At 51.0% G+C, this 12,475-nt stretch carries 13 protein-coding genes; 7 read left to right on the forward strand and 6 right to left on the reverse strand.

Going from position 1 to position 12,475, the window contains the following annotated elements:
• Nucleotides 1-174 precede the first annotated feature (174 nt).
• Nucleotides 175-657 carry a MarR family winged helix-turn-helix transcriptional regulator gene (locus tag ACRBB0_RS08610; RefSeq protein WP_431374017.1) on the reverse strand — a complete coding sequence of 161 codons (483 nt, stop codon included), beginning with the start codon at nt 655-657 and terminating at the stop codon, nt 175-177.
• 64 nt (nt 658-721) lie between these two features.
• Here ACRBB0_RS08610 and ACRBB0_RS08615 point away from each other — a divergent pair, with 64 nt between their 5' ends.
• Genes ACRBB0_RS08615 through ACRBB0_RS08625 form a run of 3 tightly spaced genes read left to right on the forward strand, consistent with a single transcriptional unit; the run spans nt 722 to nt 2,361 of the window.
• A complete protein-coding gene (locus ACRBB0_RS08615) occupies nt 722-1,201 on the forward strand; it encodes a PaaI family thioesterase (protein WP_431374018.1) in 480 nt (159 codons plus the stop codon).
• Nucleotides 1,198-1,323: a hypothetical protein gene (locus ACRBB0_RS08620; protein WP_431374019.1), complete on the forward strand. Its 126-nt coding sequence runs from the start codon at nt 1,198-1,200 to the stop codon at nt 1,321-1,323. The genes ACRBB0_RS08615 and ACRBB0_RS08620 overlap by 4 nt, the downstream gene beginning before the upstream one ends.
• A gap of 12 nt (nt 1,324-1,335) precedes the next feature.
• The gene (locus tag ACRBB0_RS08625) at nt 1,336-2,361 is read left to right on the forward strand and encodes an MFS transporter (RefSeq protein WP_431374020.1); all 1,026 of its coding nucleotides are present in this window, start codon (nt 1,336-1,338) and stop codon (nt 2,359-2,361) included.
• Nucleotides 2,362-2,689: 328 nt separating this feature from the next.
• On the opposite strand, the gene ACRBB0_RS08630 is transcribed toward ACRBB0_RS08625, so the two are convergent.
• Nucleotides 2,690-3,127, reverse strand: a complete 438-nt coding sequence (locus ACRBB0_RS08630; RefSeq protein WP_431374021.1) for a DUF1330 domain-containing protein — start codon at nt 3,125-3,127, stop codon at nt 2,690-2,692.
• A gap of 49 nt (nt 3,128-3,176) precedes the next feature.
• On the opposite strand from ACRBB0_RS08630, the gene ACRBB0_RS08635 reads away from it, so the two are divergent.
• A complete protein-coding gene (locus tag ACRBB0_RS08635; protein ID WP_431374022.1) occupies nt 3,177-3,785 on the forward strand; it encodes a TetR/AcrR family transcriptional regulator in 609 nt (202 codons plus the stop codon).
• Nucleotides 3,786-3,859: 74 nt separating this feature from the next.
• Here the strand turns inward: ACRBB0_RS08635 and ACRBB0_RS08640 are convergent, their stop codons facing one another.
• Complete coding sequence (locus ACRBB0_RS08640) at nt 3,860-4,771, reverse strand: LysR family transcriptional regulator (protein WP_431374023.1); 912 nt, start codon at nt 4,769-4,771, stop codon at nt 3,860-3,862.
• 432 nt (nt 4,772-5,203) lie between these two features.
• On the opposite strand from ACRBB0_RS08640, the gene ACRBB0_RS08645 reads away from it, so the two are divergent.
• Nucleotides 5,204-5,443, forward strand: a complete 240-nt coding sequence (locus ACRBB0_RS08645; protein WP_431374024.1) for a helix-turn-helix domain-containing protein — start codon at nt 5,204-5,206, stop codon at nt 5,441-5,443.
• 338 nt (nt 5,444-5,781) lie between these two features.
• Nucleotides 5,782-7,125, forward strand: a complete 1,344-nt coding sequence (locus tag ACRBB0_RS08650; RefSeq protein ID WP_431374025.1) for a hypothetical protein — start codon at nt 5,782-5,784, stop codon at nt 7,123-7,125.
• Between the two features lie 244 nt (nt 7,126-7,369).
• On the opposite strand, the gene ACRBB0_RS08655 is transcribed toward ACRBB0_RS08650, so the two are convergent.
• Nucleotides 7,370-7,690, reverse strand: coding sequence for a hypothetical protein (locus ACRBB0_RS08655; protein ID WP_431374026.1), 321 nt, complete (start codon nt 7,688-7,690; stop codon nt 7,370-7,372).
• A gap of 130 nt (nt 7,691-7,820) precedes the next feature.
• On the opposite strand from ACRBB0_RS08655, the gene ACRBB0_RS08660 reads away from it, so the two are divergent.
• On the forward strand, nt 7,821-8,726 hold the full coding sequence (locus tag ACRBB0_RS08660; protein ID WP_431374027.1) for a LysR family transcriptional regulator: 906 nt from the start codon (nt 7,821-7,823) through the stop codon (nt 8,724-8,726).
• Between the two features lie 411 nt (nt 8,727-9,137).
• On the opposite strand, the gene ACRBB0_RS08665 is transcribed toward ACRBB0_RS08660, so the two are convergent.
• Both ACRBB0_RS08665 and ACRBB0_RS08670 read right to left on the reverse strand, forming a co-directional pair.
• Entirely contained in the window at nt 9,138-10,274 is a 1,137-nt protein-coding gene (locus ACRBB0_RS08665; RefSeq protein ID WP_431374028.1) for a Fic family protein, read from the reverse strand.
• Between the two features lie 134 nt (nt 10,275-10,408).
• Entirely contained in the window at nt 10,409-11,272 is an 864-nt protein-coding gene (locus tag ACRBB0_RS08670; protein ID WP_431374029.1) for a hypothetical protein, read from the reverse strand.
• Nucleotides 11,273-12,475: the final 1,203 nt, after the last annotated feature.

The raw sequence follows: 12,475 nt of genomic DNA on the forward strand, positions 1-12,475 counted from the left end.
CCCCTATAGCGTACCAGCACAGGCTTTATCGGCTTTGCCGCGCGATCGACCAAGCTAAGCCAATTTAGACCTCCGCAAACCTAGGGCCGCTTCAGTTTGCTACAACCAATGATCCATCGACAAGCACTGCGAAGGTCGATTGCAATGCATTTGCATTTTCCGAATCTTTGCGTCCTAACGAAATTTCAGCTCGGTCATTTCACGTGCCAGCCCCACCAAGTTTTGATCACTGTTTTGGCTTTCCATTTCCTCCTGAGCTTCTTTCCACAGCGCAGAAGCTTTGTTTACTTGTGCCAACCCATCGGTCGTCAGTGACAAAATGCGTTTTCTTTTGTCCACGCTATGAGATCGCGACGAAATCCACCCTTTTGTCTGCATAGGCTGCAAGCCGCGCGACAAGGCTGACTGATTTAAATCAAAGGCGTCTGCAAGATCTTGCACAGTGATTTCGGGATTTTCCGCGATAAGTAGCAGCTGCCCAAACTGGCTGATCGTCAAATCGCAGCCAACAAGTTTTTCATCATATAGACGCGTGATACGGCGGGCCAGTCTTCGAGCGGCCAGGCAATAGCATCCCCCTGCCAGAGCTTCCTGGGCCTCGGGCGAAAGTTCAAGTCGGGTCATATAGCATACCTCGTTGACTCCAGTCATATGCATATATTATCCATGCATATGACTGGAGTATCACGTCGCCCGCTTCTAATCAACTCAAAGGTAACATATGGAAAACGCTCAAAGCACTGCGGATCTTTCAGGAGCCGAGGTCGTTCAAGGCCTGGCATCCGGGCAGATTTCTGCACCAAAGATCGCCCAAACTTTTCCCATAGAGCTAACTAGATGGACCGAGGGAACAATTTTTGCCTCGGTCACACTTGAACCAAAGTTCTTGAACCCAAACGGAATGGCGCATGGCGGCTGGCTGTCCGGTGTATTGGACAGCGGAATGTACCTAGCTGGGTTAACACGTCTCCCTCCGAAGCAGACCATAGTGACCCGGAAAATGACCACTACATTTCTGCGTCCATTGCTAAACGTGGCAGGTGTTTATGAACTTGTTGCCCAGGTCGACGAGATTGATTCCGCCTCCATGCGTCTTACTGCAGAAATCCGAGGTAAAGACACTGCTCTACATGTGCGGGCAACTTCAACCTGCGCAATAAAAACTTCAAAATCACAGACCGAACAGGGAGACATCCAATGAAACTTTTCATCTTGATGCTTGCCCCGTTTGCATTCGGAACTGGTGCTTATCTGGTTTCTGGCTTGTTGGAACCCATGGCGACAGAGTTGGGCGTTTCAGTTGCAAGCGTTGGACAGCTGTAAAGCATTTTTGCCATGACTTGCGCACTGGCTGGACCGGTATTGGCCCCTATGTTCTCGGGTATGGGTCGAAAGCCTTTGCTCGTTGGTATTTTGCTCCTCCTCGCAATGGCCAATGCCCTGACCGCGCTTGGGACCAGCTTTACGACATTGGTGGTGCTGCGCGTATTTGCAGGGGCTGTAGGTGCATTGACCCTACCAATTGCATCCACTGTGGCGGTTCTACTCGTCAATGATCAGGAGCGCCCCAAAGCGCTTGCAGCGGTCTTTGCTGGAAACTCCCTTGCCTTCATGATTGGTGTTCCAATCGGCGGTTTAGTCGGATCCGCGTTTGGCTGGCAAGCTGGGTTCTGGTTGGCGGCAGCCTTTTGCGTGGCGGTCGCGCTATTGGTTCAAATCGCTATCCCCAAACCGGCACCTTTCAGTGTCGCACCTGCTACCAAATCACTCTCCATGACACGGCCTCCTTTCCCCAACTTGTTTGGTGTTACCTTTTTATCTTTTGCGGCCTCATTTGCGACTGTGGGCTACATTGCTCAACTGTCACTGGGTGCTGCTGGCCTTGGCACATTGGGAACGGGCGCAATGCAAGCGCTGATTGGCGTGGGCAGTTTGGTTGGGTTGCTGATTGGCGCACGTCTGGCGCAAAAGTACGGAACGGCCATATTACCTGCGCTGTTGTTCGCAATTGCTCTGACACAGCTTGCGATGTTTGGGTTGTTTCACACAGGATTCGCACAAATCGTTCAGGTGGCCCTCCTGTCTCTGGTGATTTTGTTTGGATCAGCCGCATTGTTCGCCATCGCCCCCATTGTCCAAACACGGCTTGCGATGGAAAGCGGAGCCTCTGTTACAATTGCAATGGCCATAAATGGATCAATGTTGTTCCTCGGCCAGGCAGGTGGCATTGCACTCGGCGGGCTCGCAATTAGCTATTCCGGCGCAGATTTGATTGGAGTAAGCGGCGGCAGCGTGGCCGTTATTGCAGCACTTATCGCAAGGCGAATCCAACCTGCCGAACCACCTCTGCAGCCAATTTGACGGGTGCGCTAGAGACGCGCTAGCTTGCCCAACCCTCGTAGTATTTTTCCCGTTGATTTTACGGGGAAAATATCACTCAACTAGCCTTCAGTTCGAAGAAAACGATGTGCCAAGTGGAAGCAGGCTTGATGCTTAGTGTGACATTTCAAACTTCATTTGTAAAAGAGGCCAGTTGCGAAATACCTCGCATGCTCGAGTAGTTTTTCACTTTAGTCTTGATGAAAGTCGTAGAGCGCATGGACACGATGACGGCTAGGTTTCTTCCGGACAATTACCAAAGAAAAAACTAAGAGCGCGGATCTCCAGCACTCCTAGTTTCTATCCAGCACTACAGCTCTGTTACCACAACCGTTTGCCGTTCGACCGCGGCAGTTCGGTGTACGAATGCGTCCACGTATTCAGGATTCAAATACAAATCTAAAAAGGCCTGAAGGTTGGGGTACTTCCCAATGGCGACAAGATCCCAGTCTTGGTCTTCGCCTAGCAAGCTACCTGCAAAAGGCGCAACCAGAAGAAACTCGCCCCCTGCTTTTTGCATACTGGGGATACTGACATCCGCATATCTTTGAAACGCGACATCTCCTGAAACGGCTTCGGCGTTAGCAGATCGGTAATCGGCTACTTTGTTAAATTTGAAAAAATTGACCAGAGCGAATGAACGGGCGGGTTCGCGCTCAACAACGCGCAACCATTGCTCCTTTGTCGGCGCATCACCTCCATCTCCATATAGCGTAAGCAATTTGTTCAATGTTTCATTGACGGTCATAGGAAACTCCCTTTACTTGACGTGTGTCAATAAAATGGAATCGTTACACGTGTCAAGAAACATGCGGGGCAAGCTGACCCAAATCGAAATACTGGACAAAGCATGGGACCTCGTCTCTCAGAGAGGGGCTGACGTTTCGATCGCCGAAATCGCAAAAAGCGCGGGCGTTAGCCGTCAGAACGTTTACCTTCACTTCGGAACTCGTGGCGGCTTGCTTATCGCGTTGGTTCGCCGCGCCGATCAGCGGTTTGGGATAAAAACTGAGTTCGACGAAGCTCTAAAGCTCCAGGACCCAAGAGAACGGTTGAAGAAAACTCTCGATGCTTGGTTGGAATTCGTACCGAAAATTTACCCTGTTGCGAGCGAACTGATCCGACTACGCGCAACAGACAAAGAAGCGGCCGCAGCGTGGGAGGACCGTATGGCTGACCTTAGAGATTGGCTGCTTGATCTGACCCACAGCCTCAAGCAAGATAACGCCTTGCATGAAAGCTGGACCTCTGAAACAGCGGCCCAATACCTTTGGGCCCAAAGTAGCGTTCAGATCTGGGGCCTTCTGACCAACGACTGTGGTTGGACTGAAGAGGATACAGCCACCAAGATGGCAGCCACAATTGCAGACAGTATTTTGGGGCGTTTTTCGCCTGAGCCAAATTGAATGACACGATACCTTTGAGCAAAGGCGGTCTGATACCCAAAGAATGCAAAGACCAAGAACTAGCACTCTAAAGGCTACTTAAGCTGGCTCACCCATTTTTCATCTCTATGCTCAAAATCGGACGCGGCTTGCTGCAAGCGCTCCATAATCAAGCGCACGCGGGCTGGCACATAACTTCTGTGTGCCCGAACTGCATAGATAGACATTTCCGTGCGCCAGAAAGGTTGAAGGACTGGCAATATCTGTCTGGCCGCGAAAAGCGTTTCAAACCCTGTACTTGCCATATAGGCTATACCCAATCCTCGGCGACATGCCTCGGCCAATGCCGGGCCAGTGTTTAGTTTGATACGAGACTTAATGGGAACGGCCAAAGTTGTGCCTTGATCATCGAAAACCCATTGGTCGTCTCGAACCCGTATGCATGAATGGTTAATCAATTCACTCGGGTGTTTCGGAGCAGCAAATTTTGCTAGATAGCAAGGTGAAGCGGCGGCAACGAAACGACGACGGGCCAACGGTAACGCAACCAGCTCACTCTCTCTCATAGGTCCACTGCGAATAGCTAGATCGTAACCCTCTCGAATAAGATCGACATGCCTAACCTCGAAATCGATTTCAATATCTAGCATCGGGTATTGGTCAACCAAATCCAGCAAAGTCGGAGTGACAACCTCTTCTGCAAATGTCCCTGATAGGGACGCAATCCTTATTTTTCCGGATAGCGCATGACTTTCGGCCGACGTCGTTGCAAGTGCGTCCTCCAACGCATCGTCGATAACCTCGACCCTAGATCTGAGGCGCTCCCCCGCTGAAGTCAGCTGGACCGAACGGGTACTGCGCTCAAACAGCCGAGTTCCTAAGCGCCGCTCTAGCGCTGCGACTTGTCGACTGACATGGGCGACCGACAAGTCCAGTGCCTCGGCAGCCCTTGTGAAATTTCCAGTACGTGCAACTGATAAAAACTCAGTGAGACCTTCAGTCCGCATTGTTACCTCTTGGCAATAATTATTCTCCCCAGAGGCATATTACATCTTACGGTGTCAATCTATATCGAGAGTTCACTGAGCAAAATTTTACAATTGATTGCACATTAATTGATTTCTTGAGTTTCGCCGTTTTGCCCGAAAGGACCACTTCATTTGGCAAGAATGATGACACACCTAATTTGTCCCGCCCGAGGTATGTCTCATCAGACACACGATTCATGCGTGGTCATGAGGAAGACTCTATCTAACGCGGACGGCCGGATTTCGGTCCCAATCTCGCCACTCCATTACACGGTCGTCCAATTTTAACTGTTGAGACAGAGGTAGCAGTTCACCCCATGGAAGCCATGTGCCCAAAATCAAAGGATCGCGTTTTCTATGGTTTTCGAGATCCACAACTTAACCCCCAAATAGTCTGGTCGAATGCGGACCATGAAGCTTCGCGAAAGGGTGGGGTTGAACATTCAGAACTTAAGGCGCTCAAAAGAACTAAGCCAAGAAGAACTTGCACATATAGCTAACATTGATCGCAGCTACATGAGCTCAATTGAGCTGGCCAAGTCATCGACAACAATAGATAAGTTAGAACAGTTGGCGGATGCTTTGAACGTCGACGCGAGCGCATTCTTCCACGCACGGTTTTCCCCGAGCCATAACAATCTTGAAGAGTAACAGACATGGCTTGAATCCCAGCCCCCAGTATTTTCTGGAGATTGGCGGCATGGGTGTCCTTGGATAGATTGGTCGCCCTTCAGTAACGTCTATACACCGCCTCGAAGGATCATCGAGAGCTAAGATCTCCGCATGTTACCGGCAGATTGCAAGTATATATTATTGCCGTGAGGTAATAGTGCTTCCCATTTTACACTTATTATACCTGCCTCATCGTTGGACTATGTCGGTGGTTCATCGACCTAGGGACTGAGGTAAAGTTTTCTCTTAGACGTTTGCTTCTCATATCGGACACAGTTCCCCGGGTTTTCTGACTCACCAGAAAAACGGACCTCTTCATGAAACACACTTACACATTGAGAACAGCTCTAATCTTGGGAGCCACTTTTCTTGCGCATGCTGCCGTTGGCCAAGATACCCCACGCGACCAGCAGGCCCCAATGAACTTCGAAGGTCAGTACATCGCATCGGTTTCGGACGCTGACATGGTGGCATCAGCCTACGTCGACGGGCGTCTCGGTCCGAATGAAGGGCATGACACCCTTTCCATCGTACAGCTATCGCACGACCCCAGTGACCTAAGAGCTGTTGAAGTCCCTGCTTCAAATTCTGTAGCTGGACCGCCCGCCTCCTTGGACATCACACCAGACGGTAAGTATGCATTCGTCATCGAAACATGGACGGCCCGCCCGGATACAATGACAGATGCGCGGTTCAGCGACTTAAGTCCAGGCGACCTACTTCAGGTCTTTGACATGAAGGATCCCACTGCCCCCACCTTGATAAGCCAAACAAAAATCCCCCTCCGGCCTGATGCAATTCGAGTAAACCACGACGGCAGCTTGATCGCAGTAACCTTTCACAACAATGGTGGCGGGGCGACTTCCCCATTGGCTTTGTTCCCCTTTAGAGAAGGAACTTTGGGTGAACCCGTATTCCCAGATGTCCCTGGATGGAAGAACACGGATCGTATGATCGATGTGGACTGGCATCCCCAGCGGAATATCTTAGCAATACTTGATGAGACCGGTGCAACCCTTCGATTTGCCGAAGTGGGTGAGACCTTAGATGTGGAGGTAATTGGCAATGTTGTCGGTATTGAAAAAGCGCCGTTTAGAGCCGAGTTCACTCCCGATGGCCAACACGTGGTCGTAAATGCGGTGTACTGGGGGAACGATATTGCAGGTCGCTGGATAGAAGCACCGAGAGGATCGGTTCTTACTGTTAGAATGAACGCCGACACCACCGAAGGGAAAGTGCGCCACGCAATGGTGAGCACAATCAAGACCGGTGTCTCCCCCGAGGGGCTGGCCGTTAGCCCCGATGGCAAGTGGGTTGTAACGACAAACCTTGAACGCAGTTACCTGCCTTACAATGATCCCCGTATTACTTGGTATAGCTCTCTGACCTTGGTGCACCTCGATTCAACAACAGGGCAACTGGAAAAGGTCGCTGACTTTGCATACGATGGGATTTTACCAGAAGCAGCTGTCTTTGATAACTCAAGCCGCTACATTGCCGTTGCCAATTATGACCACTTCGACGACAGGAAGGTCGGTGGATCCATTGATTTTTGGCGGATTGAAACAGACCCATTGGACGCGAGCACCACACACCTGGTGAAAACCGAGCGCTCAATCCCCGTGACGCGCGGAGTTCACTCAATGGCAATTGCGCGCTAAATATGCCGTTTTTCTAGCGCGAATTTTTGATGCTTCCAATGAAGCACAAGGGGTCAAATCGCGATATGTTTAAGTGGCTGAAACTACCCCCGTAAACTGTTTCGGGGGTAGTTTTTCTTCATGCCTTCATCACCATGCTAATGGCGTGTCCATCAAATCGACGAGTTCGAACCGAGATCACCAATCTGTCCGGATCGGATTAGATCCACCTTAAATCGATGAATAACCCGAAAAGTTCCCGCCCCTACCTAACTTCATATCGCGAAGTAAGGACAATCGACGCGTTTTCCAGATCAAAGATTGTATCGCGAAGTGGTACGTTGGCTTGATACTCGGAGTCTGCGGCCATGCCTTTCATCGACACCTCAGGATCCTCTGTCTCAAATAGGTTAACCAGATTTGCAGCTTGGGTCCCTCGCAGAATTTTGTGAGCTTCGAGAGGGGCATCAAGTCGCTTAAGCCCATGGCGTTCCATCGCAGGTTTCACCTTTTCAAAATAGGCCAAGGCCTCAGGTACGGTTTTGCCCTCTTTGAGGGGCAAAATATCAACGAGAATGTAGGTCATATGCAGTGCTCCTTGCATTGATTTCGTCCGAGAAGCTGACGTTTTTCGACGGTGCTTGCTCGACTGCTATGAATCTACTAGTAACAAAATATGCCCTCAATCAGCCCATTTGATACGCATTGGATCATGAATGATACAAAGTGACTGGAATGATCTAAGACTATTTTTGTTGTTCTTAAGGACCGGATCGACTCGGCGTGCTGCTGAGGTGCTTGGCATAAGTCATTCAACAGTTGCTCGTAGGCTGGATGCCTTAAGTTCAATAGCGGAAGCGCCACTGTACCTTCGAATAAATGGCAAGTTACAAGTTACAAACTCAGGCCAGGAGATACTGAATACCGCCCGTAACATTGAAGAGGAAATGTTATCCCTTGAGCGGCGCACATTTGGCAGAAATCAGGAACTATCCGGGCCCGTGGTCTTATCGACTGGCGATGTACTATCAGTTCCGCCAATCCTTGAAATACTGAATGGTTTTCGTACGAAACACCCGAATATCGACTTGCGCTTGATTACAAGTTTTTCACTTTCGGACCTCGATCGTAGGGAGGCTGATCTGGCTCTTCGCTTTGGTGAAAGCCCAAGTGATCATTTGATCGGCCGTAAACTTACTCATACCGCTCGCGCGATTTACGCCTCACACGATTACTTCAAGAAATTGAAGGCAGACCCTGCTTTCGAAGGAGCCGGTTGGATTAGTTTCAGCCCGGACGTCTCCTCTGAAACGTGGAAAAAAAGCACGCCCTTCAGGTCGCTTCCAACGAACATACGTATCACCGATATGAGAACACAACAGGTTGCCTGCCGTTCCGGTTTGGGGATCGTTATGCTCCCATGCGTTCTGTGCGACCCCGACCCCGAACTCGTTAGGATTAGCGAGCCAGAGTTCGTACCGCGTCAAGATTTATGGTTGCTGCGTCACGCGGAACTTCGTGACAACGCAAAAGTTCGCGCCTTAAGCGATCATATTGCCGCTGAGCTTCCCAGCGTGTATTCATTGTTGCGAGGCGAAACCGCCCAGACCAAACAGATCTAAGTTCAATTGGATGAGTACGGGTCGTGCCGGTTCCTTTGACTAAGCAAACATAGTGGCATATCGCATCAGTCAGTCGGGGACTGTGTGTGAATCTCAGGGTTCTTTGACACAAAGTGTGTGGGAATCTGAATCTTATCCATAACCCCGCCAGTAACCGGCCTCAGGGTCGAACGGTACATGCTTCAGCAAAGTACCAGAACCCAAAGACTGATCTGTCCCGCGTTGCATTCGTTTCTGCCAGTGTTCCAAGGGTCCGTTTTATGGAGTGGACCGGACATTTGCAGCGTCATCACAAACCTCCGTTTCAAGTGTGCGATCGGTTGATGAGGGAAAGGTCGAGGCCATGCGATGTTCAACAATCTTCCCGCGCATCACGTTGTTAACATCTGGCACATGGGCTGTATTTCACCGTCATCTCCTGAACAACTCAATATATTCGCTGAATACAAACAACCGGTTGCGACGTTGGCCAGTAATTTCGAATAATACCCCATGACTGACCATGTCCGTAATAAGCGCTGACGCAGTGTTGGTTGTAGCTCCAATTATTTCAGCTGCCATATTCACGTCAACAACGGGGCGCGCATAAAGATGACGTATCAGAGCTTGAGCATTGTCTTGTCGACGTGCACTAAAACGCGGCAAGACGTCTCTTTCGATCCGCTCCTTTATTGCAAGAATTGAGCGGAACACATCTGCTGAAGCGCGCGCCGTTTCCTCCACACCATGAAGGAAAAACACCAGCCACGCGCGCAGATGGTTGCCTTGGCGAACCGCCATCAAGTGATCGACATAAGCGGTCTTGTTGCGTTCAAAATAATCTGAAAGATAAAGTGCAGGCCGGACCAGAAGCCCCTCGGATGCCAGATAAAGTGAAATTAGCAAACGGCCTAACCGTCCATTGCCGTCCAGAAACGGGTGGATTGTCTCAAACTGGTAGTGCCCGATGGCGATCCGAACCAGTGGATGGGCAAACAGAGTATCCGCATGCAAAAACGCCTCCAGATCGCTCATGAGGTCCGGAACATGCTCATGATGTGGCGGTACAAAAACAGCATTTTTCAGGCTGACTCCAATCCAATTCTGGCTGGTTCGAAACTGTCCGGGCTGTTTCTGCTCTCCACGCACGCCAGACAGCAGGATTTCATGCGTTTGGCGTAACAACCGGTTGGAAAGGGGCAGCTCATCCAACGCATCAATCGCGTGATTGATTGCATTGATGTAATTCTGTACCTCAGCCCAATCATCGCGCTCTTCGGGGTTTAAGTCATCGGCATCCTTGAACGCATCCTCAATATTGGTTTGGGTTCCTTCTATCCTGCTGGACTGTGTGGCCTCTTTGGCCACGTACATTCGAATGAAGAACTCGATATCAGGGATCAATTGCGCAAAGGCATTCAACTCTCCCAAGGCACGGTCTGCGCGGCCTAAGAGATCAGAAAGCTCTGGGTCCGTCACAACCCATTCATGACAAATGGTTTCTGGTAGAAAGGCCTGATATTCGTACCGGTCCTCAAGTTTACCGGACTTAAACTCTGTGATATCCATATATCAAGAACACCCATGCTTTTTGCGTTACCTGAAGTCTTATCTCAGTTTCTGACGTGCCCGCAACATCTATGTCAAATACAAGCCACCTTTCTGACATAACGCTATCCATATCTCAAGTTGACCCACAGCTCTCACACCTCTAGCCCCGCAGCGTGGACTTGATCCGGCGTTACAAGCTTGTTCGACAGTAAATCGGCGACCTGACGACGGGTGATGTGTTTGCACAAGGGATGGCATCCGAGGATCCATTCAGCCAAGCCAGCTCGCCCCTTGGCTTCTGCTTCGACGGCTTTCTTTCGGTCGGCCTGCACCTGAGCAAGCCCCTTCTCCCACCGGCGCATCTTGAACCAATTGTCGGAGAAACAGACCTTGCTGCGCGTGTAGCCTTCGCTTTCTTTCGCATAGGCTTTGACCGCTTGCTTCAGATCATCGGGCATCACTCCGGCCTTCACAGCTGCTGCGATCAGGCGCAGACTGGTTCGCCGGTCTCGGATCCTGTCTTCGGGATAGGCTGCCAAGATCTTCTCAGCTTCAAGATTTTCAACCACCTCCACCGCCTCGCGCCTGCGCGTAGGTGGTTTATGGATGGTTTTAGGATGGTTTGGGGTCCACGGTGAACCCCGTACCCCGTTCACCGTGGACCCCGTACCGGGTTCAGGCTGGACGGGGTTCACAGTGACCCCCGTCTCAATGTCGGGCTCGGCCGTGGGTTCGAGCGCAGCCACGCGCTCCAGAACGATGCGGTAAATGACGGTGTAGCCATTCTTGCAGTGCCGCCGCCCTGTTTCAATCAAAATGCCTTGGAGCAGGAAATCGATGATGGTGCGCTTCACAGTGCTCTCGCTGAGCTCTGTGTGGCGCTGGATCGTCCCCTTGGAGCACCAGATACCTGAGCCATCATCGCTCGCCTTATCCGCCAGGAACATGATGATCTGCTTGCGCGCAGCGCTGCCAAAGCGACGTTCGGCGCATTCGTTTGCAATGCGCCAGCTCATGAAATCACCACCACTTGGGTTGAGATTTTGACCGAGATAGTGTATGTATGTCCTTGGAAGTATTTCTTAATGCCGTTGAGGTGGATGGCCGTCCCCTCAGCGGTTTTTCTTTGCCAATCTGGCGGGGAAAACGCGTTTACACACCCCCCGTAACCCCTTGATAACCGACCCTGAACAAAACGGATCCGTTTACAATTTTCCCCTTTAAAATCAACGGAATTTTCCGGATTGCAAATCCGTGAACACCGGTTCGATTCCGGTACTCGCCTCCATATATTTTCAGGCATTTAGAGCTTGAAATTCAGCACCCTCGCAGAGCCTTCGCACCGTTTTCTGAACATGCGCGTTTCGTACCCGTTCTTTTTCAAGCAAAGCAAGTTTCCTATTGGGAGCGCGTTGCACGTGGGGGAACGCCTTGAAGACGGCGGCTTACGCAGCCTCCCTATTGCCTAAAATCAGATGGAAACCCTAATTTGCTGTTGGCCGCCAGCTCTCTCAAATCCAGCCATCACCCAGCCATCACCCAGCCATCACAATGCAAAAACTGCTACCGCAGCCCAAATGGGCTGGCACAAGCTTCTAGCAGTTCCGCCCGGATCTCATTTGGTTTCGATTGTGTTTGCCAAGTCATTTCCAAGCCGGTTTCCCTAGCTATTTCTTTAAAACTTGCCTTTGATCACGCATAGCCCGAACAGCGTGTGCATCCCTAGCGCTTTTTTTCGCGCTCTCCGTGAGAGAACAATTGTGTCGGACAACCGCTCCGCTTTCACCAGTACGGCTTTGACGAAATGGGTGCAGATTGCCAGCTTCAGTGCATTGGGAAACCGACCCTGAACGCGTTCATTGAAAACGGCCGTGCCAAGCTGCACAACGAATGCCTGAACGAGATATTTTTCAGCTCACAGCTCGACGCGCATCACACGCTGAAAAACGGCTGGAGAACGGTCACAGTTCACACTCGGGGCGGCGCGGATGTAATCGCAGCCAAAGATGCACCGTTAAAACCTGCCACCTGCCCCGGTCGTGTCCATGACACGCGTGGCCTTGGCATAGGTCTGTGCAGAGTCGCATGGAGGACTCACACCGAGGCCAGCGTCGTCACAGCTCACGAGCCGGATGACGCGCCAGCCCCAAGGAGGCGCTGAACGACGGGCCTTGCGCCATCTTCACCAATGAGACCCGTCGTTTTAATGTGGTGCCTTA

The sequence above is a fragment of the Pelagimonas sp. genome (assembly GCF_050633425.1).
Classification (GTDB): domain Bacteria; phylum Pseudomonadota; class Alphaproteobacteria; order Rhodobacterales; family Rhodobacteraceae; genus Pelagimonas.

What these genes read in the sequence shown, in the direction of transcription:
- ACRBB0_RS08620 (WP_431374019.1), top strand. Translation starts at nt 1,198, where the DNA reads ATGAAACTTTTCATCTTGATGCTTGCCCCGTTTGCATTCGGAACTGGT.
- ACRBB0_RS08610 (WP_431374017.1), bottom strand. Translation starts at nt 657, where the DNA reads ATGCATATGACTGGAGTCAACGAGGTATGCTATATGACCCGACTTGAA.
- ACRBB0_RS08615 (WP_431374018.1), top strand. Translation starts at nt 722, where the DNA reads ATGGAAAACGCTCAAAGCACTGCGGATCTTTCAGGAGCCGAGGTCGTT.
- ACRBB0_RS08645 (WP_431374024.1), top strand. Translation starts at nt 5,204, where the DNA reads ATGAAGCTTCGCGAAAGGGTGGGGTTGAACATTCAGAACTTAAGGCGC.
- ACRBB0_RS08640 (WP_431374023.1), bottom strand. Translation starts at nt 4,771, where the DNA reads ATGCGGACTGAAGGTCTCACTGAGTTTTTATCAGTTGCACGTACTGGA.
- ACRBB0_RS08660 (WP_431374027.1), top strand. Translation starts at nt 7,821, where the DNA reads ATGATACAAAGTGACTGGAATGATCTAAGACTATTTTTGTTGTTCTTA.
- ACRBB0_RS08630 (WP_431374021.1), bottom strand. Translation starts at nt 3,127, where the DNA reads ATGACCGTCAATGAAACATTGAACAAATTGCTTACGCTATATGGAGAT.
- ACRBB0_RS08650 (WP_431374025.1), top strand. Translation starts at nt 5,782, where the DNA reads ATGAAACACACTTACACATTGAGAACAGCTCTAATCTTGGGAGCCACT.
- ACRBB0_RS08625 (WP_431374020.1), top strand. Translation starts at nt 1,336, where the DNA reads ATGACTTGCGCACTGGCTGGACCGGTATTGGCCCCTATGTTCTCGGGT.
- ACRBB0_RS08670 (WP_431374029.1), bottom strand. Translation starts at nt 11,272, where the DNA reads ATGAGCTGGCGCATTGCAAACGAATGCGCCGAACGTCGCTTTGGCAGC.
- ACRBB0_RS08665 (WP_431374028.1), bottom strand. Translation starts at nt 10,274, where the DNA reads ATGGATATCACAGAGTTTAAGTCCGGTAAACTTGAGGACCGGTACGAA.
- ACRBB0_RS08655 (WP_431374026.1), bottom strand. Translation starts at nt 7,690, where the DNA reads ATGACCTACATTCTCGTTGATATTTTGCCCCTCAAAGAGGGCAAAACC.